Origin of the sequence: Streptomyces sp. LBL, assembly GCF_029893585.1 — a bacterium.
Lineage (GTDB): Bacteria > Actinomycetota > Actinomycetes > Streptomycetales > Streptomycetaceae > Streptomyces.
This window is the reverse complement of sequence record NZ_JARXYX010000005.1, coordinates 183068-205654: the sequence shown is the minus strand read 5'-3', so window position 1 is coordinate 205654 and position 22587 is coordinate 183068. Positions and strand designations below refer to the sequence as shown.

Here is a 22587-nt window from a genome sequence, read left to right as displayed (position 1 = left end):
CAGCGGGCCGTCTCCTCCGGCTTCGCCCCCCCTCGCAGGTACGTCACGGGGTGGCGGTGGCGGTGGCGCTGGCGGTGAGGCGGGTCAGCGTGCCGGTCTCGCGGGGCGGGGGACCGGTGAGGTCGCCCAGGCGCCAGGCGGGGACCCAGGGCACGCGGTACACGTCGATCGCCGACTCGATCACCTTGATCCGCTGGGCGAGCGGACGCGGCAGCCGTCCCGGCGCGTCCGCGACGAGGACGACCGCGTCCAGATCGAGGCCGGGCGGGGCCGCCTCGCCGCGTCGGAAGGCCTCCAGGATGTGCAGGGCCGAGTGCAGACCGGCCGCGTGGGTACGGGCGACGAGCAGCACGGACTGCGGGGCGGCGGGGCCCGGCCAGTCACGTCCGCAGTCGTGGCCGCCGTAGACGGCGGCGAGAGTGGTGGTGCCGGCGCCGCCGTGGACGCCCACGAAGGAATACCGCCGGGGCGTGGCGGAGGGGTGGACGAATTCCGGCGGTACCGGTACCGGTACCGGTGCGGGCACGGGGCCTGGTACCGGCACCGGTGCGGGCGTCGGCACGGGGCCGCGCAGCCAGATCTCCGGTCCGAGTGGTACGTCCGTCCGCATGCCCGCCCCCATCTGCGCGTTCCTCCCTGCTCGACCGCCTCCTACCCGCCGATGCGCACGGCATCCGCGAAGGCTCTCTGCCGAGGCGTGAGTTCCTGGAACGAGCCTGTGACGTCCCGGTGACGTGAGAACCGCGGGCGGGCGGAGAGACTCGACAGTACGTGGACGACCGGATCTTGTACGACTGGATCCTGACGCCGACGACGGAACCCGACGGCGGGAGGGGGCACCATGGTCCCGAGCGCGTTGTCCGGCGACGCTCCGACGCATCCGAGTGAGGGAACGATGTCTCGACTCAGCCGTGACAAGAAGCGGGACCACCAGCGCCCCGAGCGCCCTGCCGCGCCCGCTCCGCCCACCGCGACCGCCGCGCCGATCCAGGTCCACGTCCATGGCGACGCCGGCCCGGGCAGTGCTTCCGTGGGCGGCGTGCGGGTCGTCGCGGCTCCCGGCGAGGAGATCCAGCAGACCGTACTGAACCACCTCCACCGCATCGCCCTCACCACCGCCCACGAAGTCCACGCCACCATCCACGACACCCGCATCGGCTACGTCGTCCCCCTCCGCGTCACCCCGGACGGCTCCAGCGACTTCAGGGGAGAGCCGGTACGGATGGCTCCGCCGGCGGAGACGAAGACGCGGTGGGACAGGGGCGCCCAGGGGAAGACGGGGGAGACGGGGGCGCCAAGGGGATCGGGGGCGGCAGGGGAGGCGGGGGCGTCGACGCCGACGCCGGTTCCAGAGCAGCCGCCCACCTGGCCGGAGCCGCCCACGGCTGCCCCGTCCGCACCGGGGGAGCCCGACTGGCCGGCCACGCCCGGCGAGCCCGGTCGGCATGAAGCGTCCCGATCGGCCGACGGCCTTGATGTGCCCGACGTGTTCGATGTGCGCGATGTGCGCGAGGGCCCTGTGTGGCCCGCGCCGGCTGAGGATCCGCTGCCGGCCGAGGGTTCCGTACCGGCTGACGTGCCAGAGGGTTCCGTACTGGCTGAGGGTCCCGAGGATGCCGTACCGGCCTACGCACCCGTGCAGTCCGGGACACCCGCCGCCTCCGATGTCGTACGGCCGCAGTGGGCGCAGCGGGACAAGCCGGCGCATCTGCAGTGGCCGGCGGAGGAGCCGGTCCAGGATGCGGTCCAAGATGGGGTGCGCGATGCGGCGTCCACGTTCCCGATGCGGGCCGTGCCGATGGAGGAGCCAACCGGCGATGAGGCTGTGCCGACGTTCACCCTGCGGACGCTGCCGCAACCACCCCAGCCTCCGACGCCGGGCCCGGCCCCCGGTACGGTCGCCGCGCCCATGGGAGTGTTCGGTCCGCCGCCGGTGATGGACACGCACGCCGCGCCCCCACCCGCACCGGAGCACCGGCCCATGACCGTGCCCCAGCCAACCCCGACACCCCCCAAACTCCCCGCACCCCCAACACTCGCCGCACCCAGGCCAGCTCCCCTCCCCCTCCCCATGCCCGAGGACCTCGACCCCGTCCCCAAACCCACGCCACCCCGAGGCTTCGACGCCGTGGCGGAAGCCGTGCTCGGGGAAGGGCCTCTCACCGCGCCTGGGGATGACGGCGGTCCCGCGTTGCTTGCGGAGCCGATGGGGCGGATCAATGAGGCGGTGAAGGCGGGGCGGACGGACGACGCTGCGGAACTGGCGGATCGGACCATGGCGCAGGCGTCGGAGGCGTTGGGGACCGAGCACCCCGAGATGCTGCGGCTGCGTGAACTGGCCGCCTACATCGCCTACTTGGCCGGCGACCCGGCCCGCGCCCTCCACCTGTCCCTAGATCTGGCCCGCGTCCACCGCGCCACTCCGGATGCGGAGGCCGCGTACGGCAACGTCCAGAGCGCGTTCACCGCCTGGCGTGCCGTACGCGACCCACAGCTGGGCCTGGATCTGGGCCACGAGTTGATCGCCCTGTGGAGCGAGCTCACCACCGATCAGGGCCCCGCCGCCGACGACATCGAGCAACTGGAGAAGGCCCGCGCCCGTATGGACCGACTCGCCGGACGCGTCCGCGACAGCGGCTGACGGCCTGTCGGCTCCGGCTCCCCTACGTCGGGCCCGTCGGCTCCCGCTCTCCGACGTCGGGCCCGTCGGCTCCGGCGCCCCTACGCCGACAGCCCCCACACCGCGTACGCGATCGCGTCACTGTTCCGGTCCAGCGCGGTGTCGTTGATGTTGGCCGTCGTGTCGCACGACGAGTGGTAGCAGCGGTCGAAGGCCAGCCCCGCGGTCCCGCCCCACTTGGCCGCCTGTGCCGCCGTCTTGACGTAGTCGGCACCGCTGAACAGCCCGCCCACCGGCACGCCCGCGTTCTTGAACGGCGCGTGGTCGGAACGGCCGTCGCCCTCGGTCTCGATCTCCGTGGGCACACCGAGCCCGGTGAAGTACGCTTTGAACGTCTTCTCGATGGCCGGGTCGTCGTCGTAGACGAAGTACCCGGGGTTCGGCGAGCCGATCATGTCGAAGTTCAGATACCCGCTCATCCGTGAACGGTTCGCCGTGGAGAGGCTGTTGACGTAGTAGCGGGAGCCCACCAGCCCCAGCTCCTCCGCACCCCACCACGCGAACCGCAGATGCTTTGTGGGCCGGTAGTCCGCTCTCGACACGGCCAGCGCGGTCTCCAGGACCGCCGCCGACCCGGACCCGTTGTCGTTGATGCCGGCTCCGGAGGTCACGCTGTCGAGGTGCGAGCCCGCCATGACGACCTGGTTCGTGTCCCCGCCGGGCCAGTCGGCGATCAGGTTGTAGCCGACCTGGCTGGAGGACGTGAACTGCTGGATCGTCGTGGTGAATCCGGCGGCGTCGAGCTTGGCCTTCACATAGTCCAGTGAGGCCTTGTAACCGGCGCGCCCGTGCGCGCGGTTGCCGCCGTTGGCGGTGGCGATGGACTGCAACTGCGAGAGGTGCGCCTTGACGTTGGTCACGGATATGTCGGGCGCGGCGGCCAGTGAGGGTCCGGCTGCGGGGGCCGCACCGGCTATGGATCCACCGGCGAGGAGCGAGACGGCGGCGACAACGGCGGTGGCCGCGGCGCGCCCGGGAACCGAGAGCTTCATGTGGGGGCTCCGAATTCCGTGGGAATCCCTGAATCCACAGGGGTTCCACAGTGAATGGGGTGCCTGGATGGTGAAGGTGGGGTTGATGCTCCGTCAAGGGCGCAATCCGGTCGGCGGTGTCCGTCCACCTGCCCCGTGAGCCCCCGGTTTCTCAGTGCGCGCGGAACTCGTTCCCCGCCGGATCCGCCCTCAGCACCCATGCGCCCGACGGCTCCTTCACCTCCCGCAACACACTCGCCCTGAGCCCACTCAGCCGCTCGGCCTCCTCCCCGCCCGGCCTCGCCGGGGTGCAGATCGAGCTGGAACCGGCTCCAGCGGACCGAATGCGCTGTCCGTTCGCCAGCCCGTCCCGGCGCAGCGAGTACAGAGTTCGGTCCGGCCGTCGGGATACCGAAGGCTGCCGCCGTCTACGGCTTGGGCGCCGGCGAGTGCAGCTGCTCCGAATCCAGTGGCTCCTGATTCAGCCGCTCCGAATTCAGCGGGGCCGGATTCTGCGGCTCCCGATCCGGCGGGCCCGGATCCGGCGGGCCCGGATCCGGCGGGCCCGGATCCAGCGGGCCCGGATCCAGCGAGGCCGGACTACGCGGCTTCGCGCCGGAGGACACCCCGTCCGCGTTCCGTACGACGCCCACGGTGCCCGTCGGCATAGTGGTGCCGGCGCTCGTGGTCTTGGCCCTCAGCGCGCGGGCGGTGCGGCGGGCGGTGCGCAGGGCGTCCCAGGTCAGCAGGGTCAGTGCCAGCCAGACCAGCGCGAACCCGGCCCAGCGCTCGGGCGGCATGGCCTCGTGGAAGTAGAGGACGCCGAGCAGGAACTGGAAGACCGGCGCCAGGTACTGCAACAGTCCCAGCGTGGACAGGGGCACGCGGATCGCGGCGGCACCGAAGCAGACGAGGGGGATCGCGGTGACCACGCCGGTCGCGGCGAGCAGGGCCGCGTGCCCCGCGCCGTCGGAGGCGAAGGTGGCATCGCCCCGCCCGCCGAGCCACAGCAGATAGGCGAGAGCCGGCAGGAACTGGATCGCGGTCTCGGCGGCCAGCGACTCGACGCCACCGAGGTTGACCTTCTTCTTGACCAGGCCGTACGTGGCGAACGAGACGGCGAGGGTCAGCGAGATCCACGGCGGCTGCCCGTACCCGATGGCCAGCACCAGGACGGCGGCGAAGCCGACCCCGACCGCCGCCCACTGCACGGGCCGCAGGCGTTCCTTCAGGAGCAGGACACCCATCGCGATGGTGACGAGGGGGTTGATGAAGTACCCGAGCGAGGCCTCGACCACGTGACCCGAGTTCACAGCCCAGATGTAGACGCCCCAGTTCACGGTGATGACGGCCGCGGCCACGGCGATCAGCCCCAGCCTGCGCGGCTGCCGCAGCAGCTCACCGGCCCACGCCCAGCGCCGTACGACGACCAGCGCGACGCCGACGAACGCCAGGGACCACACCATCCGGTGGGCGAGGATCTCGGCCGCCCCGGCGGGCTTCAACAGGGGCCAGAAGAGGGGCACGAGCCCCCACATCCCATACGCCGCGAAGCCGTTCAGCAGCCCTGTCCGGCTTTCACTCCTCGACGTCCCGGCCACGGGCCCTCCCTCTCGCGCTCTGCTCGCCTTCACGAAGGTAACGCCGAGTGCCCCCGCCTGTCATGTCCGTATCGGAATACGGTCATGACAGGCAGGGGCGGGGCGAGCGAGGACTGACAGGGAGTTCGGCCCCGGTGGGCTCGTCGGTCGGCTCGGGTCAGCCCTTGAGTGCGGTCGCGATCGCCTCGGAGAGGGGCGTGGTCGGACGGCCGGCCAGGCGCGACAGGTCACCCGTGGAGACGACCAGCTCCCCCTTCCCGATGGAGGCGTCCACACCGGCGAGGGTCGCGGCGAGCGGCTCGGGCAGCCCGGCACCGGTCAGGATTCCGGTGAGCGCCTCGACGGAGACCGGGCTGTAGCCGATCTCCTTGCCGGTCTGCCGGCTCAGCTCGGCCGCGTACTCCTCGAAGCTCCACGCCTCGTCGCCGCCCAGCTCGTACGTCTTGTTCTCGTGCCCCTCTCCGGTCAGTACGGCGACCGCGGCGGCCGCGTAGTCGGAGCGCGCGGCGGAGGAGACCCGGCCCTCACCGGCGGCGGCGAGTACCGCGTTGTGCTCCAGCACCGGGGCGAGGTTCTCGGTGTAGTTCTCGTGGTACCAGCCGTTGCGCAGCAGCACGTAGGGCACGCCGGAGGCGAGGAGCGCCTCCTCGGTGCCGCGGTGGTCGTCGGCGAGGGCGGCGGTCAGGCTGCCCGGGGCGCTGGTGTACGCGAGCAGTGCCACTCCGGCCGCCTTGGCGGCGTCGATGACGACCTTGTGCTGTTGGACCCGGCCCTTGTCGAACTCGCTGCCCGAGACCAGCAGCACCTTGTCGCCGGCGGCGAACAGGCCGTCGAAGGAAGCCGGGGTGTTGTAGTCGGCGAGCGCGATCTTCACGCCGCGGTCCGCGAGGTCCGAAGCCTTCTCCGCGTTGCGGACGATCGCGGTGATCTGGTCGGCCGGAACCTTCTCCAGCAGCTGCTCCACGACGTGGCGACCCAGGTGGCCGGTGGCTCCGGTGACGACGATGCTCATGATCAGAACTCCTTGTGGGGTGGCGATGTCACTAACCATAGGGTGTGCGCTAACTTCGCGAAAGTACCCACTCGTAGGTAAGGCACTTACCTGCGAGTAAGTGTCGTGAAGGTGGCGCTGTTGCTGCACCTGAGGCGGGACCTCGCGCCGGCCGGGCGAAGCGGATGGAAGGTGCAGGAGGGGGAGGGAAGCGCGGGAGGCATGGGGGCATGGGGGCGCGGGAGGCAGGGGGCGGGAGGCAGAGGGTGCACGGCAGGTATGGAGGGCATGGGGGGGCAGGGAGGTATGGGGGGCAGGGAGGCAGGAGGCGCACGAGAGGCAGGAGGTGCAGGGAGGCGCGAGAGGTGTGCGACGCGCAGGAGGTGTGTGACGTGCAGGAGATGTGCGACACACAGGAGATGTGCGACACGCGGGGAAGCGGTGCCGGGCAGGGATGATGCGCGCTCCGGCCGTGCTGAACGAATGCGGACGGCGCTCGCTGGGCACACCCTTGTCAGGGCGTCGGTCGACAAGAGCAGTTCGTCCATCCATGCGCCCCCTGTCCGCCTCCCGCACCGCCTTGATCTGCCCGGCATGCTGAAGGCGGGGCGCTGTGCCCACCCGCGCCGCCGGTCCTCGTGCCGCCCACGAGACCACCGACCGGCAGCCGGACGCCATTGGGGGTCGCATTGGCCACACAGAATCCGGGTGCGCGAAGGATCGGTTCTGCAGCACGGGCAAGGGTCGGCAAGGTTCGCACGCCCTTCCCACGTTCCTCCCGGCGCCAGCGCCAAGAGGAACTGCTGCTGGACGTCCTGCGCCAACTCACGTTCCTCACCGAGGAGATCCAGAACGCCAACCTGATCCAGTTGCACCGCATCACGGCGGAGCAGGTGGACCGGGCGATGTCGGATCCCGCGCTGGCAGAGGCCATGAGTACCCTGCAGGAACTCTCGGACCGCAAGCGCCGGCAAGCGCTGTTCGTCAACCGCGAGTACAGCGCCATCCTGCTGGGGCATCGCATCGGTGCGTACGGTTGGGGCGAACTGATCGGCCACCTTCGGGTGTTGGCCCGCAACCCGGTGTTCGCCGAGTACTGGGCGACGACCCGCGAACATCGGCGGAGTCTGCCGCGCACCTCGTTGGAGGCGCGAGTGGGCGAGGCCGTCGACATGATCATCGATGACCTGGCGGACGATCCGGACGAATGGTGGGTCGTCGGGCCTCCCTCTGAGGGGCCGTCCGCTTGAGGCGTCAACGAAATGATCTCGACTTCCCCGAAAAGCTGATTCGTGTCGCTCCAGAAGGTTTAAATTGAGGCCTTTCCGGGAGTTGCGTTGCGAGAGGCATCTCATGGGGTGTGAGAAGCTCCGGGCGTCGTCAGTGACCGGAGTTTCTTGTATCCGGCCGTATGAAGAGAGCCCTCACGCGTGCACAGCGAACTTTCTGCCCTCAGCATCGTCCGACGGATCGGCGACTCGCCCCGGCAACGAGGATCAATGACCGGCGAGACGTGTCCCGACGTCTTCGAGCTGAGTGACGGAAACTTCGCGGTCATCGGCACCGACCGGACCGAGGACCTGGACGCGCTCCTCCCGGCGGACGCCGCCCGCGCCGACTACGAGCGCATCGTTGTGATCACCCGCGACACCCTCCTGCGCGCCAAGCGGGACATCCCCGACGCGTGACCCCACACACCACCGAGGGCCTGGGTGCCGTACGGCACCCAGGCCCTCGTGCGTAGGAAACCGGCCGGTCAGCCCACTCCGTCCACCGGGTAGCGGCCGACCACCGTCCGGTCGTCAGCGCACCACTCCGTCCATCGGGTGGTGGCCGATCGCCGTCCCGCCGTCAGCCCGCCACCGTCCAGGTGTCCCCGCCCGACAGCAGCGCCGCCAGATCCCCCTTGCCGCTCTGTTCGATCGCCTTGTCCAGCTGATCGGCCATCCGTTTGTCGTACACCGGCCGCTCCACGGATCGCAGCACGCCGATCGGGGTGTGGTGCAGGGTGTCCGGGTCGGCCAGGCGGGAGAGGGCGAAGGCGGTGGTGGGGGATACGGCGTGGGCGTCGTGGCGGAGGACGTCCGCCTCGTTGTCCGCGGTCACCGTGACGACCTTCAGATCGCCGGTCGCCGGGTCGCGTACGACGCCCCGCGCGTTGTCCGTGCCGAAGCGGATCGGCCGGCCGTGCTCCAGCCGGATCACCGCCTCCTCCGCCGACTGTTTGTCCTTGAGCGCGTCGAACGCGCCGTCGTTGAAGATGTTGCAGTTCTGGTAGATCTCGATCAGCGCGGTGCCCGGATGGGCGGCCGCCTGCCGCAGCACCTCCGTCAGGTGCTTGCGGTCCGAGTCGATGGTCCGCGCGACGAAGGACGCCTCCGCACCGAGGGCCAGGGACACCGGGTTGAAAGGCGCGTCCAACGAACCCATGGGCGTCGATTTGGTGATCTTGCCGACCTCGGAGGTGGGCGAGTACTGGCCCTTCGTGAGCCCGTAGATCCGGTTGTTGAAAAGCAGGATCTTCAGGTTCACATTCCGCCGCAGGGCATGGATCAGGTGGTTGCCGCCGATGGACAGCGCATCACCGTCACCGGTCACCACCCACACCGACAGGTCGCGTCTGCTGGCCGCCAGGCCCGTCGCGATGGCGGGTGCGCGGCCGTGGATGGAGTGCATGCCGTACGTGTTCATGTAGTACGGGAAGCGGGACGAGCAGCCGATGCCCGAGACGAAGACGATGTTCTCCTTGGCCAGCCCCAGCTCCGGCATGAAGCCCTGGACGGCCGCCAGGATCGCGTAGTCACCGCAGCCGGGGCACCAGCGCACTTCCTGGTCGGACTTGAAGTCCTTCATGGACTGGCGGCCCTCGGCCTTGGGGACGAGCGAGAGCGCCTCGATCGTGTGCGTGCCGTCCGTGATCGTCTCAGCCATCGATGGCCTCCTTGAGCGCCGTGGCGAGCTGCTCCGCCTTGAACGGCATACCGTTGACCTGGTTGTACGAGTGGGCGTCGACCAGGTACTTCGCCCGCACCAGCGTGGCGAGCTGCCCGAGGTTCATCTCGGGGATCACCACCTTGTCGTACGCCTTCAGTACCGAGCCCAGGTTCTTCGGGAACGGGTTGAGGTGGCGCAGATGAGCCTGCGCGATCGACTCGTCGGCCCTGCGCAGCCGCCGTACCGCCGCCGTGATAGGTCCGTAGGTCGAGCCCCAGCCCAGCACCAGGGTCCGTGCGCCGTGCGGATCGTCGACCTCGATGTCCGGTACGTCGATGCCGTCGATCTTGGCCTGCCGGGTGCGGACCATGAAGTCGTGGTTGGCGGGGTCGTAGGAGATGTTGCCCGTGCCGTCCTGCTTCTCGATGCCGCCGATGCGGTGCTCCAGGCCCGGCGTGCCGGGGATGGCCCACGGGCGGGCGAGGGTCTGCGGGTCACGCTTGTACGGCCAGAACGTCTCGGTGCCGTCGGCCAGGGTGTGGTTCGGTCCCTGCGCGAACTGCACCCGCAGGTCAGGCAGTTCGTCCAGCTCCGGGATGCGCCAAGGTTCGGAACCGTTGGCCAGATAGCCGTCGGAGAGCAGCATCACCGGGGTGCGGTAGGTGAGGGCGATACGGGCCGCCTCCAGGGCCGCGTCGAAGCAGTCCGCAGGAGTCTTCGGGGCGATCACCGGGACCGGGGCCTCGCCGTTGCGGCCGTACATCGCCTGGAGCAGGTCCGCCTGCTCGGTCTTGGTCGGCAGGCCGGTCGACGGTCCGCCGCGCTGGATGTCGATGACCAGCAGGGGCAGTTCCATGGAGACGGCGAGGCCGATCGTCTCGCTCTTGAGCGCCACACCCGGGCCGCTCGTCGTCGTCACGGCCAGCGAACCGCCGAAGGCCGCTCCCAGCGCCGCGCCGATGCCCGCGATCTCGTCCTCGGCCTGGAAGGTGCGCACACCGAAGTTCTTGTGCTTGCTGAGCTCGTGCAGGATGTCCGAGGCCGGGGTGATCGGGTACGAGCCCAGGAACAGCGGCAGGTCCGCCTGCCGGGACGCGGCGACCAGCCCGTACGACAGGGCCAGGTTCCCGGAGATGTTCCGGTAGGTGCCGACCGGGAAGGCCGCCGTCGCCGGGGCGATCTCGTAGGAGACCGCGAAGTCCTCCGTCGTCTCGCCGAAGTTCCAGCCCGCGCGGAAAGCGGCGATGTTCGCGGCCGCGATATCGGGCTTTTTGGCGAACTTCGAGGTCAGGAACTTCTCCGTGCCCTCGGTGGGCCGGTGGTACATCCACGACAAGAGGCCGAGCGCGAACATGTTCTTGCTGCGCTCGGCCTCTTTGCGAGTGAGGTCGAATTCCTTGAGTGCCTCGACGGTCAGGGTGGTCAGTGGGACCGGGTGGAGGTGGTAACCGTCGAGGGAACCATCTTCCAACGGGGAGCTGGCATACCCCACTTTCTGCATCGCCCGTTTGCTGAACTCGTCCGTGTTGACGATGATCTCCGCGCCACGGGGCAGATCGCCGACGTTGGCCTTGAGGGCGGCCGGGTTCATCGCCACCAGCACGTTGGGCGCGTCGCCCGGCGTGAGGATGTCGTGGTCGGCGAAGTGCAGTTGGAAGGAGGAGACCCCGGGCAGGGTGCCGGCAGGGGCGCGGATCTCGGCGGGGAAGTTCGGCAGCGTCGACAGGTCGTTGCCGAAGGATGCCGTCTCCGAGGTGAAGCGGTCACCGGTGAGCTGCATGCCGTCACCCGAGTCGCCCGCGAAACGAATGATCACCCGGTCCAGACGACGGACGTGCTTCGTTCCTACCGCTCTGCGCTGCTCTTCTACGACGGTTCCGTCGGCCTGCTCCGCTGGGCTACTGACCTGGCTGGTCACTGAACTGGACCTCCCTAGAGGCGGCTGTCTGGGAGTGGCCTTACCGCAGGCCTTCCCCGGATCAACCCTACGACCGTTAGGGTCGCCTTCCCTGGGTCATTCGCATGATGGACGCGTTTTTGGGCCCGTTCGACGCCCTGTCCTGTCACGTTTTACGCGCCCCCCGGCACTCCCCCTGAAGACGCTCCCTTTCGTGCTTCGGTTCTTCCTGGATCTGACGCTGTGTCAGGCCAATGTCGGAGGACGTGATGTCGGGCATTGGCCGGGGATTGGCCGGGCATTGGCCGGACATGGTGTCGGACGTGGTGTCGGATGCTCAGGAATTCAGGTAGGTGAGGACTGCCAGAACGCGTCGGTGGTCCCCGTCGCTCTGCGACAGCCCGAGCTTCAGGAAGATGTTGCTGACATGCTTCTCCACGGCTCCGTCGCTCACCACCAGCTGCCGCGCGATCGCCGAGTTCGTCCGGCCCTCGGCCATCAGGCCCAGGACCTCCCGCTCTCTCGGGGTGAGTCGTGCGAGCACATCCTGCTTGCGGGAGCGGCCCAGTAGCTGCGCGACGACCTCCGGGTCGAGAGCCGTGCCGCCCTCGGCCACCCGCACCACCGCGTCCACGAACTCACGCACCTCGGCCACCCGGTCCTTGAGCAGATAGCCGACGCCACGACTGGAACCGGCCAGCAGTTCGGTGGCATAGCGCTCCTCCACGTACTGCGACAGCACAAGCACCCCGAGTCCCGGATGCGCCTTGCGCAGCTGGACCGCCGCCCGGACCCCCTCGTCGGTGTGCGTCGGCGGCATCCGTACGTCGGCGACCACGACGTCCGGCAGCTCGCCCTGCGCGTCCAGGTCGGTGATGGTCTTGATCAACGCCTCGCCGTCGCCCACCCCCGCGACGACGTCGTGCCCCCGGTCGGTCAGCAACCGGGTCAGGCCCTCCCTGAGCAGCACTGAATCCTCGGCGATGACCACCTGCACCTTGTCCTCCACGATTCTTGGCCCCCGAGCCCCTGTAACGGACCGAACCCGGTCCCGTCCCCGTCCCTTGGCCCTCAGTATCCCGCGATCAGCCCCATCTCACCGGGCCTGTGGATAACTGCCCGACGTGCACGCCATAACTGCCCGACGTGCGTGCCGTTCCCGGGCGGGTCCGCGGTGGGGGCGTGGGGGCGTGGGGGCGTGAGGGGAAGAAGGGGTGCGGCGGTCGGGGGAAGGGCGCGCGGTCGGCAGAAGAGCCGTCGCCGAGGAAGAGCGCGCGGCCGGGCGTGCGCTGGGGCACGTTGTGCTCGCGGGCGCCGGTCTTGAGGCGCGGCTTCGGCGATGGCTCGGGTCCCTCAGGGAGTCGAGTGCCGGGCTCAGGTCCCTCAGGGAGTGTTGCTGGGGCTCAGGTCCCCCAGGGAGTGTTGCTGGGGCTCAGGTCCCCCAGGGGTCGGGTGCCGGGGCTCAGGTGCCTCACGGGGTCGGGTCCCCCGGCAGCGCCTCCTCCCCCTGATCCGCCTCGAACAGCAGGTCAGGGGCCAGCCACTACTACTCCCAGCGGGACCTACACCGCCCGCCAAGGAAGCTCCGCGGTGATCCGTGTCGGGCCCCCGGCAGGGGAGTCCACCACCAGGATTCCGTCCACCGCGTCCAGTCGTTCGGCCAGGCCGGCCAGGCCCGAACCGGCGGAGGTGTCCGCGCCGCCGACGCCGTTGTCGACGACCTGCAGCATCAGCCGGTTCTCCACCCGCCAGACGTCGACCGCCGCCCAGGTGGCCTGCGCGTGCTTGCTGATGTTCTGCAACAGCTCCGACACCGTGAAGTACGCGATCCCTTCGATCGCCGGCGCCGGTCGCGACGGCAGGTCCACCTCCACCTGCACCGGAACCGTGCACCGTGAGGCGACCGCGGACAGGGCGGCATCCAGACCGCGGTCGGTCAGGACGGCCGGATGAATACCCCGTGCCAGGTCCCGCAGCTCCTGCAGCGCCGTCTTCACCTCGCCGTGCGCGTCGTCCACCATCCGAGCCGCAGCCTGCGGGTCCTCCGACAGCTTCTCCTTCGCCAGCCCCAGATCCATCGCCAGCGCCACCAGCCGCGCCTGCGCCCCGTCGTGCAGATCCCGCTCGATGCGCCGCAGGTCCGCCGCCGCCGTGTCGACCACGACCCCCCGGTCCGACTCCAGCTCCACCACCCGCGCCGACAGACGCGTCGGCCCGAGCAGTCCGTGCACCAGCAGCCGGTCCACCATCGTCAGCGCCCGCACGATCCACGGCGTGGCCATGGTGAACAACACGCCCACCAGTGCGGTCACGGTGATCTCGAACGGGTTGTCGAGATAGACGTGGTGACCCTCGTCGCCGTACAACTGGATCCCGTCCTGACCGGCGAACAGGTGGAAGAGCCAGAACCACAGCGGGTAGGTCATCAGCGTCCAGCCGAGCGCGAAGAGAGCCACGGCGACCGTGAAGGAGAACACCGACCACGGCAGATAGAGCATCGAGTACAGCGCGCTCCGCCATGAGGTCCCGCTTTTCAGGACCGCCCCCATCCAGGCCAGCGCGCCCTGCTTCTTCATCCGCAGCGGCTCCGGGTCGGCCACCTCAAGGCTCAGCAGCCCCCGCGCCCGCGCCCGCTCCAGTGCCCCCAGGCCCCGGCAACCGGCCAGCCCCGCCGCCAGCACCGGTATCCCGAGGAACGTCACGAGCAGGCCCACACCGAGCGAGACCATCACGATGGCGTACACGAACAACAGCACGCCGATCGGCAGGCCCAGCAGCACGTACGCCAGCTCGCGCCAGCTGCGCGCCTCGAACGGTGCCCGCAGCCCGGTCGGCAGGCGGTGCCGCCGTACCCCCTCAGGGAACCCCAGCCCGCTGTCGTGCCCATAGCCCTGTCCGTAGCCCTGCCCGTAGCCCTGCCCGTAGTCCGTGGCCATCGGCGTCGTCCTTCCTCCTCGTCCCTGCGGCTTTGCCGTCGTGCGTCCACCCTGCTAGGCCGGGCCCCCGTGGACCATGGAGTCCGTCGGCCTCTCGACAGGGGGGTTTTCCCTACCTCATTTGTTCAGACCCACTTCTTTTCAGACCCACTTCTGTTCAGAGCCCGCCGTGCGTTCCCGCCACGGCAGTTCCGCCGTGACGTTGGTCGGGCCGCCCGGGGGTGAGTCGATGACGAACAGGCCGTCCACGGCGTCCAGGCGGTCGGCGAGGCCGCGCATGCCGGTACCGCCGTCGAGTCGGGCCCCGCCTCGGCCGTCGTCCCACACCTGGATCAGCAGCCGGTCGTCCGACCGCCAGACGTCCACCGACGCCGACTTCGCGCCGCTGTGCTTGCTGACGTTCTGCAGCAGCTCCGAGACCGTGAAGTAGGCGATGCCCTCGATGGCCGCGACCGGTCTGGAATCCAGATCCGCCGTCACCTTCACCGGCACCGTGCAACGCGAGGCGACCGAGGACAGGGCGGCATCCAGACCGCGGTCCGTGAGAACGGCCGGGTGAATGCCCCGGGCGAGGTCCCGCAGCTCCTGCAGCGCGAGCTTCACCTCGCCGTGCGCCTCCTCGACCATCGCCGCCACGAGCTTTTCGTCGGTACCGTCCAGCAACTTCTCCTTGGCCATGCCCAGCCCCATCGCCAGATTGACCAGCCGGGCCTGTGCTCCGTCATGCAGATCGCGCTCGATGCGCCGCAGATCGGCCGCGGCCGTGTCCACCACGACCCCCCGGTCGGACTCCAGCTCGGCGATCCGCAGCTCCAGCTCGTCAGAGGGTGACAGCAGCCCGCGCACCATCGCCCGGTCCACGTTGGTCAGCCCCCGCGCGATGAACGGCAGCACCGGCCACAGCACGAACAGCGAGGTCAGCGTGAGAACGAAAGTGAGGATGCCCCAGGGCAGCCGGACGAAGTCGTACAGCATCGTCCGCCAGCCCACCGGGTCCGCCAGCCCCATCCACAACCGCTGGAAAAACCCTCCGCCCTTGCGGCGGCCCAGCGGCAGCGGGCTCGGCTCGTCCACTCGCACCCCGAGCAGCGCCCTCGCTCGCGCCCGCTCCAGCCTGCCCAGCTGACGGGCACCCATCAGCCCGGTCGCGAGCAGCGGCAGCCCGATCACCGTGACGGTCAGCCCGACTCCGGCGGACAGCACTGTCACCACGTAGACGAATCCGATCAGCGCCATCGGAAGGTTTGCCAGAAGGTGCGCGATCTCCTTCCAGGTGTGCCGTTCGAAGGCGAAACGGGCCGGTGGCAGGCGGTCGCTGTCCACTTTCCCGGAAGGGCTCGAGGCTGGGCTTCGTTCGGTCATACGGGTCAGCGTGCCGGGCGGCGGCCCGCCGCGCCATGAGGTGGACCGCCGCGATGCCCTGGGGAAAACCCCACCCCCACGACCTGTGGCTTCCCTCGGCCGTGACGGGATGCTTACGCTCCCTTTAGCAGGGCCTAGACTCCCGTGCGTACAGATCGTCGAACAGAGTCCAGGTCAGGGAGCGAGGGACGGACGTGCCGGAACCGACTGTCGTCGAATCGACCGCTGTCGACGCGACCGTCGTCGCGGCGGACTACTTCCAGTCGTACTCGGTCGTCGGACTGCTCGCCGTGGTCGGCGTGCTGTTCGTCGCCGTCGCCTTCGGCGCCGGGCGTCTGCTGCGGCCCGTGGTCCCCACGCCAGAGAAGCTCCTGACATACGAGTGCGGAGTCGACCCCGTCGGCGAGGGCTGGGCGCACACCCAGGTCCGCTACTACGTCTACGCGTTCCTGTACGTCATCTTCGCCGTCGACTCGATCTTCCTGTTCCCCTGGGCCACGGTCTTCGCCGCTCCCGGTTACGGCGCGACCACCCTCGTGGAGATGTTCATCTTCCTCGGCTTCCTGGCCGTGGGCCTGCTGTACGCATACAAGAAGGGCGTCCTGGCATGGACGTGACCCCCACTCCTTCCGAGCCTGTTCTGCTTCCGGAGCCGAAGCGGCTGGGTGCCCTCGCGCGGCTGGCGCCCGAGCCGATGAAGGTGGTCCTGAACTGGGGCCGCCGCTATTCCCTCTGGGTCTTCAACTTCGGTCTCGCCTGCTGCGCGATCGAGTTCATCGCCGCGTCCATGGCCCGCCACGACTTCATCCGCCTCGGCGTGATCCCCTTCGCGCCCGGCCCGCGCCAGGCCGACCTGATGGTCGTCTCCGGGACGGTCACGGACAAGATGGCGCCTGCCGTGAAGCGCCTCTACGAACAGATGCCCGAGCCGAAGTATGTGATCTCCTTCGGCGCGTGTTCCAACTGCGGCGGCCCGTACTGGGACTCGTACTCCGTGACCAAGGGCGTCGACCAGATCATCCCGGTGGACGTGTACGTCCCCGGCTGCCCGCCCCGCCCCGAGGCGCTGCTCCAGGGGATCCTCAAGCTCCAGGAGAAGATCGCGCGGGAGTCGCTGGGGGAGCGGTACGGATACGGGTCAGGGTCCGGGTCCGACGCGGGGCGGCCGTCGGCGGCGGCGCTGCAGAGCGGGCTGGTGCGGGCGCCGGGGGCGGGTTCGGATGCGGATGCGGATGCGGATGCGGGTTCGGGACTGGGACCGGGTTCGGAGTCGGGTTCGCCTGAGAATTCGGCTTCGGGTCCGGATACGGCTTCGGGGCCGGGGGAGGGCCGATGACCGTGGTCGGCTGGCTGCCGGCTCCCGTCGAGGACCTGTTCGGTACGGAGGCCACGGCGGAGGAGTCGTACGACGTGCTGACGGTCGACGTATCGCCGGCGTCCTGGCTCGAGGCGCTGGAGACGGCCCGCGACCGCCTGGGCTGCACCTACTTCGACTGGCTGAGCGCGGTCGACGAACCCGGCGCGGGCTTCCGTGTCGCGGCGCACGTCGTGGCGCTCTCCCCGGTACGACGGCTTCTGCTGCGTACGACGGTTCCGCACGAGTCCCCTGTCCTGCCGAGCGCGGTGGGCGTGTTCGCGGGCGCGGCCTGGCACGAACGCGAGACGCACGAGATGTTCGGCGTCGCCTTCGAGGGCCACCCCGCCCTGGACCACCTCTTGCTCCCGGAGGGCTTCGAGGGTCACCCCCTTCGCAAGGACTTCGTCCTCGCCGCCCGCGTGGCCAAGGCCTGGCCTGGCGCGAAGGAACCGGGGGAGTCCGGACACGGCGGCCCCAAACGCCGCCAGATGCTTCCTCCGGGTGTCCCCGACCCGAATGAATGGGGCCCGCTGAAGGGCCAACTCCCGCCCGCTCCGGCCCGCCCGGCACGGGGGGCGGCACGTGCGGCACGTGAGCGTCCGGCAGGTACGACGGGCGAGCGACCGGCACGTGCGGCAGGTGAGCGTCCGGCTGCTGGGGCTGGGGAGCGTCCGGCACGTCGGGCGCGGTCGGCGTCGGAGGGATCGGCGAGCCAGCAGGACGGGACCGGTACTGGCGCCGGAGCGGCCCGGCGTGCGCGCAGCGCGAGTGAAGGCACGACGTCGCGGCGCGCGCAGACCTCGTCGTCCGAGGTCCCGGCCAGCCGTCCCACCACCGCACCTCGTAGCTCGGACGCCCCCTGGCACCACGCCCGCACAGCTTTCGTCGAGCCGGAACCGGGCCCGATGCCTGCAGAGGACCGGCCGACCACAGATCGGCAGCCGGCGGCGGAGCCGATCCGCCCGGCCGCAGAACCGAGCCCGGCAGCGCAGGGCTCGGCTCCCGAAACGGCCCCCGTCGAGGAGCCCGCCCCCGCGCCGGAGCGTGCCGACGCGGCCGGGCCTGTCGGCACACCGGAGCCCGCCGACGCCGCTGGGCCCGCTGACGTCCCCTCGGGCGAACCCGAGCCGCAACCGTCAGCCGAGGCTGGCGCCGATGCGGACACCGACGGCCGCCCCGCTCCCGCCCCCGATGCGGACACCGACGGCCGCCCAGCTCCCGCCCCTCCGACCAAGACCCCCGAAGACCCCGCAGGAGGCCCGCAGTGAACGACGCTCTCGACGTCGCCCCGCGACTCCTGATCGTCTTCGTCGTCTTTCTCACCTTCCCCCTGATCGTGGGTCAGACCGAGCACAAGGTCATGGCCCACATGCAGGGCCGCCTCGGTCCCATGTACGCCGGCGGCTTCCACGGCTGGGCCCAACTCGTCGCGGACGGTGTGAAGTTCGCGCAGAAGGAAGACATCGTCCCCTCGGGCGCGGACCGCCGTATCTTCCAACTCGCTCCCGCTGTCGCCCTCCTCCCGTATCTTCTGGTCCTCCTCGCCATCCCCATCGGCCCGGGCGAGGGGGCCGTGGGCGAGGTCATCGACGCGGGCGTCTTCTTCGTCCTCGCGGTGATGGGCGTGGGCGTCCTCGGTTCGCTGATGGCCGGCTGGGCCTCCGCCAACAAGTTCTCCCTCCTCGGTGGCCTGCGTACAGCCGCCCAGCTTCTGGCATACGAACTCCCGATGCTGCTGACCGCCGCCTCGGTGGCGATGGCGGCCGGGACGGTGTCGATCCCCGGGATCCTCGACGCCTTCGAGTGGTGGTGGCTGCCCTGGCAGATTGTCGGCGCGATCGTCTTCTTCGTGGCGGGGCTGGCCGAACTCCAGCGGCCCCCCTTCGACATGCCCGTCGCCGACTCGGAGATCATCTTTGGCGCGTACACCGAATACACCGGCCTGCGCTTCGCCCTGTTCCTCCTCGCCGAGTACGCCGGAATCGTCGTCCTGTGCGGCCTGACCACCGTCCTCTTCCTGGGAGGCTGGCACGGCCCTTGGGGCGGCGACGGCCTCGGCTGGGTCTGGACCCTTCTGAAGGCCGCCGTCCTCGCCTTCGTCGTGATCTGGCTGCGCGTCACCTACCCCCGACTGCGCGAGGACCAGTTGCAGAAACTCTCCTGGACCCTCCTCGTTCCCCTCTCCCTCGCCCAGATCGCCCTCACCGGCATCGTCAAGGTGGTGATCCAGTAACCATGTCCCGCCCGTCACCCGGCCACCACCCCTCAACGACGCCCTCCGGGCGGCCTCGCCTGTCGATCCCCGGCTCCGGCCTGGCCAAGGGCCTGGCCGTCACCCTCCGCACGATGACGAAGAAGACCGTCACCGAGCAGTACCCGGACGCCCAGCCCGACCTCCCGCCCCGCACTCGCGGCGTCATCGGGCTGTTCGAGGAGAACTGCACGGTCTGCATGCTGTGCGCCCGCGAGTGCCCGGACTGGTGCATCTACATCGACTCCCACAAGGAGACGGCCCCGCCCGCCGCCCCCGGCGGCCGTGAGCGCAGCCGCAACGTCCTCGACCGCTTCGCCATCGACTTCTCCCTGTGCATGTACTGCGGTATCTGCATCGAGGTCTGTCCTTTCGACGCCCTGTTCTGGTCCCCGGAGTTCGAGTACGCCGAGACCGACATCCGCGATCTCACCCACGAACGAGACAAACTCCGCGAGTGGATGTGGACCGTCCCGGCTCCGCCCGCCCTCGACTCCGGCGCGGAGGAACCGAAGGAGATCGCCGCCGCCCGTAAGACCGCCGAGAAGCTGGCGGCCGCGCAGGCCGAGCCACAGGAGGGGAAATCGTGAGCCTTGCCGCCGAGACCCACGGCTTCCTCTCCCCGACGGGCGTGGAGATCGCCTTCCTCCTCGTCGGTCTGGTCACCTTCGGCGCCGCGCTGGTCACGGTCACCACCAAGCAACTGGTGCACGCCGCCCTGTGGCTGGTGGTCACCCTCGGCGGCCTTGCCGTGGAGTACCTCCTGCTCACCGCCGAGTTCATCGCCTGGGTGCAGGTCCTCATCTACGTCGGTTCCGTGGTCGTCCTCCTTCTGTTCGGCCTGATGCTCACCAAAGCCCCCATCGGCCGCTCCCCGGACGCCGACTCGGGCAACCGCTGGGCCGCCCTCACCGTCACCGTCGCCGCCGCCACCGCCCTGGTCTGGGTGGTCGTCGACGCCTTCCGTGCGACCTGGATCGACCTGGACGGCCCCGCTGCCGGCTCCACCGAGGCCACCGGCGCCAGCCTCTTCCAGAACTGGGTCCTCCCCTTCGAGGCCCTCTCCGTCCTCCTCCTCGCCGCCCTCGTCGGCGCGATCGTCCTGTCCCGCAAGGCGAAGGCCGACGCGAGCCAAGCCGATAGCGGCAGGGTCAACGCGAGCCAAGCCGATACCGGCAAGGCCGGCCAGGAAGGCGCCCGCTGATGCACCTCGCCTATCCCGCGGTCCTCTCCGCCCTCCTCTTCTGCACCGGCCTGTACGGCGTCCTCGCCCGCCGCAACGCGATCCTGGTCCTGATGTCCGTCGAGTTGATGCTCAACGCCGTCAACCTCAACCTCGTCGCCTTCGACGTCTGGCTCAGTCGGACCGCCGAGGAGACCCTGCACTCCGGCCAGGCACTGACCCTGTTCACCATCGCCATCGCCGCCGCCGAGATCGGCATCGGCCTGGCGATCATCCTCGCCGTCCACCGCAACCGCGGCACCGCCGACATCGACAGGCTCCGCGACACCGCCGAGGGCCACGAGAGCCACCCGGCCGACGGTTCCGACAGCGACGCCCCCACGGCCGAGCAGGCCGGCCGGGCCGGGAAGGCCGAGGCCACCGCGTGACCACGACAACCCTCGCCGTCCTCGTCCCCCTCCTCCCGTTCCTGGGAGCCGCGGCCGGTCTGCTCCTGGGCCGCACAGCCCCCGGCTTCGTACGCCCGTTGGCCGTTCTGCCCGTACTCGCCTCCCTTGCGCTCGCCGTGGTGGTCGCCGTGCGCCAGGGCGGCGACCACGCCGTAGACACCGCCACCGAGCTCACGCCCACCGGCTCGATCCCCATCGAGCTCGCCCTGCACATCGACGGCTTCGCCGCCCTCGTCGCCGTAGTGGTCGGCTTCGTCGCCACCTGCGTGCAGCTCTACTCGACGGGCTATCTGCGCGACGACCCGCGTTACCCCTCGTACGCCGCGCTCGTCTCCCTCTTCACCTCCGCAATGCTGCTCGTCGTCTACTCCGGCGACCTGATCGTGCTGCTGGTCGGCTGGGAAGTCATGGGCATCTGCTCCTACTTCCTGGTCGGCCACTACTGGGAAACCCCGGAGGCGCGCGCCGCCTCCCTCAAGGCCTTTCTGGTGACCAAGCTCGGTGACGTCCCCTTCCTCATCGGCCTGTTCGCGTTGGCCACCGACGCCGGGTCCTTCCGGATCACGAGGGTCCTCGGCGCCGTCGCACACGGCGGACTCGACCACCCGACACTCATCGCCCTGCTACTCCTGGCCGGCGTGGCGGGCAAGTCGGCGCAGTTCCCGCTGCACACCTGGCTCCCCGACGCGATGGCGGGCCCGACGCCCGTCTCCGCGCTGATCCACGCCGCGACGATGGTCGCCGCCGGTGTCTACTTCATCGCCCGGCTCCTCCCCGTCTTCGAGGCCTCCCGGGCCGCGATGCTCGTCCTCGCCGTCATGGCCGCCGTCACGATGGCCGGCTCGGCGCTCGCCGCACTGGCCCAGGACGACATCAAGCGCGTCCTCGCCTACTCGACGATCGGCCAGCTCGGATACATGACCGGCGCCCTCGCCGTCGGCGACCGCGGAGCCGCCGTCTTCCACCTCCTCTCCCACGGCGCCTTCAAGGCGCTGCTGTTCCTCGCGGCCGGGGTGATCATCCATGCCGCCGGCACCAACTCGCTGGCCACCATGTCCCGCATGAGCCACCTGCGCGAACGCGTCCCCGATGCCTTCTGGACGATGACCGTGGCGCTCCTCTCGCTCGCCGCGATCCCGCCCTTCAGCGGCTTCTTCTCCAAGGAGTCCGTGCTCGGCGCGGCAGAGCACGTCGCCACCGGCCACACCGAGCACGCGCCCGGCGCCGCCGGCTGGACCGTCCTCATCGCCGGACTCCTCACCGCCCTGCTCACCGCCGCGTACGCGACCCGGCTGTGGCTGCTCGCCTTCCGCGGCCGGGGCGCCGAGGTCCCCGACCACGGCAGGCAGCCGCTCACCATGACGGTGGTGCTGTGGGTCCTCGCCGTCCCGTCTCTCGCCGTCGGCGCGCTCGCCTACCGCACGCTGCCCGACTGGTTCGACGGCCGTGACCTGACGCCGACCCTCACCACCTCCGTCCTCGGCACGGGTGTGGCCCTGGTCGGCGGACTCGTCACCTACGCGGCCTGGCGGCACACCACCTCGCTCGCAACCCGTGTCCCGCTCGGTGCGGTCGCGGCCCACCCTGAGGGCGACGCCGGCCTGGTGGAGGCCGAGGCCATCGCCAGCCACAAGCCCGCCTACGGCGATGTGGCCCACGCATCCGACCCGTCAGACCCGGCGCGGCTTCTGCTCGGCCCGCTGCACCGCCACGCGGCCGTCGGTTTCCATCTCGACGCCGTGTACACGGCCCTCTTCGTCCGCCCGGTCCAGGCCGGAGCCACCCTCGTCCGGTTCCTCGACCGCGAGGTCGTCGAGACCTACGTACGCGGCGCGGGCGCCCTGCCCCGACTGCTGGGGGCCGCAGTACGACGTGCCCAGACCGGCAATCTGCAGACCTACGTGAGCGCGCTGCTCGCCGGCACCGTCGTCCTGGTGGTCGCCGCCGTCCTCGTTGCCACAGGAGCGTGAGCAGG

The 22587-nt window shown here is 70.2% G+C and carries 20 protein-coding genes; 11 read left to right on the top strand and 9 right to left on the bottom strand.

Features of this window, described 5'->3' with window-relative positions; genetic code table 11:
• Nucleotides 1-43: 43 nt before the first annotated feature.
• Nucleotides 44-610, bottom strand: a complete 567-nt coding sequence (locus M2271_RS08010; RefSeq protein ID WP_280886401.1) for a DUF6668 family protein — start codon at nucleotides 608-610, stop codon at nucleotides 44-46.
• Nucleotides 611-895: 285 nt separating this feature from the next.
• Between M2271_RS08010 and M2271_RS08005 the strand changes: the two genes are divergently transcribed.
• Entirely contained in the window at nucleotides 896-2641 is a 1746-nt protein-coding gene (locus M2271_RS08005; RefSeq protein WP_280886400.1) for a tetratricopeptide repeat protein, read from the top strand.
• A gap of 80 nt (nucleotides 2642-2721) precedes the next feature.
• Here the strand turns inward: M2271_RS08005 and M2271_RS08000 are convergent, their stop codons facing one another.
• The 3 genes from M2271_RS08000 to M2271_RS07990 all read right to left on the bottom strand — a co-directional run bounded on the left by M2271_RS08000 (nucleotide 2722) and on the right by M2271_RS07990 (nucleotide 6264).
• Nucleotides 2722-3672 carry a M28 family metallopeptidase gene (locus M2271_RS08000; protein ID WP_280886399.1) on the bottom strand — a complete coding sequence of 317 codons (951 nt, stop codon included), beginning with the start codon at nucleotides 3670-3672 and terminating at the stop codon, nucleotides 2722-2724.
• 407 nt (nucleotides 3673-4079) lie between these two features.
• Nucleotides 4080-5252 carry an EamA family transporter RarD gene (rarD, locus tag M2271_RS07995; RefSeq protein WP_280886398.1) on the bottom strand — a complete coding sequence of 391 codons (1173 nt, stop codon included), beginning with the start codon at nucleotides 5250-5252 and terminating at the stop codon, nucleotides 4080-4082.
• A gap of 157 nt (nucleotides 5253-5409) precedes the next feature.
• The gene (locus tag M2271_RS07990) at nucleotides 5410-6264 is read right to left on the bottom strand and encodes an SDR family oxidoreductase (RefSeq protein ID WP_280886397.1); all 855 of its coding nucleotides are present in this window, start codon (nucleotides 6262-6264) and stop codon (nucleotides 5410-5412) included.
• A 668-nt stretch (nucleotides 6265-6932) separates the two neighbouring features.
• On the opposite strand from M2271_RS07990, the gene M2271_RS07985 reads away from it, so the two are divergent.
• Both M2271_RS07985 and M2271_RS07980 read left to right on the top strand, forming a co-directional pair.
• Nucleotides 6933-7493 (top strand): DUF6082 family protein, encoded by a 561-nt coding sequence (locus M2271_RS07985; protein WP_280886396.1) that lies wholly within the window; start codon nucleotides 6933-6935, stop codon nucleotides 7491-7493.
• 249 nt (nucleotides 7494-7742) lie between these two features.
• Nucleotides 7743-7931, top strand: a complete 189-nt coding sequence (locus tag M2271_RS07980; protein WP_051827155.1) for a hypothetical protein — start codon at nucleotides 7743-7745, stop codon at nucleotides 7929-7931.
• Between the two features lie 163 nt (nucleotides 7932-8094).
• Here M2271_RS07980 and M2271_RS07975 read toward each other — a convergent pair whose 3' ends face one another.
• The 5 genes from M2271_RS07975 to M2271_RS07955 form a co-directional block, all read right to left on the bottom strand.
• Nucleotides 8095-9174, bottom strand: a complete 1080-nt coding sequence (locus tag M2271_RS07975; RefSeq protein ID WP_280886395.1) for a 2-oxoacid:ferredoxin oxidoreductase subunit beta — start codon at nucleotides 9172-9174, stop codon at nucleotides 8095-8097.
• The gene (locus M2271_RS07970; protein WP_280886394.1) at nucleotides 9167-11095 is read right to left on the bottom strand and encodes a 2-oxoacid:acceptor oxidoreductase subunit alpha; all 1929 of its coding nucleotides are present in this window, start codon (nucleotides 11093-11095) and stop codon (nucleotides 9167-9169) included. The genes M2271_RS07975 and M2271_RS07970 overlap by 8 nt, the downstream gene beginning before the upstream one ends.
• A gap of 316 nt (nucleotides 11096-11411) precedes the next feature.
• Complete coding sequence (locus tag M2271_RS07965; RefSeq protein WP_280886511.1) at nucleotides 11412-12071, bottom strand: response regulator transcription factor; 660 nt, start codon at nucleotides 12069-12071, stop codon at nucleotides 11412-11414.
• Nucleotides 12072-12636: 565 nt separating this feature from the next.
• A complete protein-coding gene (locus tag M2271_RS07960) occupies nucleotides 12637-14010 on the bottom strand; it encodes a sensor histidine kinase (RefSeq protein ID WP_280886393.1) in 1374 nt (457 codons plus the stop codon).
• 141 nt (nucleotides 14011-14151) lie between these two features.
• Complete coding sequence (locus tag M2271_RS07955) at nucleotides 14152-15372, bottom strand: sensor domain-containing protein (protein WP_280886392.1); 1221 nt, start codon at nucleotides 15370-15372, stop codon at nucleotides 14152-14154.
• Nucleotides 15373-15566: 194 nt separating this feature from the next.
• Between M2271_RS07955 and M2271_RS07950 the strand changes: the two genes are divergently transcribed.
• The 8 genes from M2271_RS07950 (at nucleotide 15567) to M2271_RS07915 (ending at nucleotide 22582) form a co-directional block, all read left to right on the top strand.
• Nucleotides 15567-15989, top strand: coding sequence for an NADH-quinone oxidoreductase subunit A (locus M2271_RS07950; protein ID WP_280886391.1), 423 nt, complete (start codon nucleotides 15567-15569; stop codon nucleotides 15987-15989).
• Nucleotides 15980-16708 carry an NADH-quinone oxidoreductase subunit B family protein gene (locus M2271_RS07945; RefSeq protein WP_280886390.1) on the top strand — a complete coding sequence of 243 codons (729 nt, stop codon included), beginning with the start codon at nucleotides 15980-15982 and terminating at the stop codon, nucleotides 16706-16708. Before M2271_RS07950 ends, M2271_RS07945 begins: the two co-directional genes overlap by 10 nt.
• On the top strand, nucleotides 16705-17997 hold the full coding sequence (locus tag M2271_RS07940; RefSeq protein WP_280886389.1) for an NADH-quinone oxidoreductase subunit C: 1293 nt from the start codon (nucleotides 16705-16707) through the stop codon (nucleotides 17995-17997). Before M2271_RS07945 ends, M2271_RS07940 begins: the two co-directional genes overlap by 4 nt.
• Entirely contained in the window at nucleotides 17994-18962 is a 969-nt protein-coding gene (locus M2271_RS07935; RefSeq protein WP_280886388.1) for an NADH-quinone oxidoreductase subunit H, read from the top strand. Before M2271_RS07940 ends, M2271_RS07935 begins: the two co-directional genes overlap by 4 nt.
• A 113-nt stretch (nucleotides 18963-19075) precedes the next feature.
• A complete protein-coding gene (locus tag M2271_RS07930; protein WP_280886510.1) occupies nucleotides 19076-19570 on the top strand; it encodes a 4Fe-4S binding protein in 495 nt (164 codons plus the stop codon).
• Complete coding sequence (locus tag M2271_RS07925) at nucleotides 19567-20184, top strand: NADH-quinone oxidoreductase subunit J (RefSeq protein WP_280886387.1); 618 nt, start codon at nucleotides 19567-19569, stop codon at nucleotides 20182-20184. The genes M2271_RS07930 and M2271_RS07925 overlap by 4 nt, the downstream gene beginning before the upstream one ends.
• The gene (gene nuoK, locus M2271_RS07920; protein ID WP_280886386.1) at nucleotides 20184-20591 is read left to right on the top strand and encodes an NADH-quinone oxidoreductase subunit NuoK; all 408 of its coding nucleotides are present in this window, start codon (nucleotides 20184-20186) and stop codon (nucleotides 20589-20591) included. The genes M2271_RS07925 and nuoK overlap by 1 nt, the downstream gene beginning before the upstream one ends.
• Nucleotides 20588-22582 (top strand): NADH-quinone oxidoreductase subunit L, encoded by a 1995-nt coding sequence (locus M2271_RS07915; RefSeq protein WP_280886385.1) that lies wholly within the window; start codon nucleotides 20588-20590, stop codon nucleotides 22580-22582. The genes nuoK and M2271_RS07915 overlap by 4 nt, the downstream gene beginning before the upstream one ends.
• Nucleotides 22583-22587: the final 5 nt, after the last annotated feature.

Excerpts from the sequence above, each read along its gene's own strand:
- M2271_RS07955 (WP_280886392.1), bottom strand. The coding sequence starts at position 15,372 with ATGACCGAACGAAGCCCAGCCTCGAGCCCTTCCGGGAAAGTGGACAGC.
- nuoK (WP_280886386.1), top strand. The coding sequence starts at position 20,184 with ATGCACCTCGCCTATCCCGCGGTCCTCTCCGCCCTCCTCTTCTGCACC.
- M2271_RS08010 (WP_280886401.1), bottom strand. The coding sequence starts at position 610 with ATGCGGACGGACGTACCACTCGGACCGGAGATCTGGCTGCGCGGCCCC.
- M2271_RS07930 (WP_280886510.1), top strand. The coding sequence starts at position 19,076 with ATGACGAAGAAGACCGTCACCGAGCAGTACCCGGACGCCCAGCCCGAC.
- M2271_RS07990 (WP_280886397.1), bottom strand. The coding sequence starts at position 6,264 with ATGAGCATCGTCGTCACCGGAGCCACCGGCCACCTGGGTCGCCACGTC.
- M2271_RS07975 (WP_280886395.1), bottom strand. The coding sequence starts at position 9,174 with ATGGCTGAGACGATCACGGACGGCACGCACACGATCGAGGCGCTCTCG.
- M2271_RS08005 (WP_280886400.1), top strand. The coding sequence starts at position 896 with ATGTCTCGACTCAGCCGTGACAAGAAGCGGGACCACCAGCGCCCCGAG.
- M2271_RS07980 (WP_051827155.1), top strand. The coding sequence starts at position 7,743 with ATGACCGGCGAGACGTGTCCCGACGTCTTCGAGCTGAGTGACGGAAAC.
- M2271_RS07940 (WP_280886389.1), top strand. The coding sequence starts at position 16,705 with ATGACCGTGGTCGGCTGGCTGCCGGCTCCCGTCGAGGACCTGTTCGGT.
- M2271_RS07945 (WP_280886390.1), top strand. The coding sequence starts at position 15,980 with ATGGACGTGACCCCCACTCCTTCCGAGCCTGTTCTGCTTCCGGAGCCG.
- M2271_RS08000 (WP_280886399.1), bottom strand. The coding sequence starts at position 3,672 with ATGAAGCTCTCGGTTCCCGGGCGCGCCGCGGCCACCGCCGTTGTCGCC.
- M2271_RS07960 (WP_280886393.1), bottom strand. The coding sequence starts at position 14,010 with ATGGCCACGGACTACGGGCAGGGCTACGGGCAGGGCTACGGACAGGGC.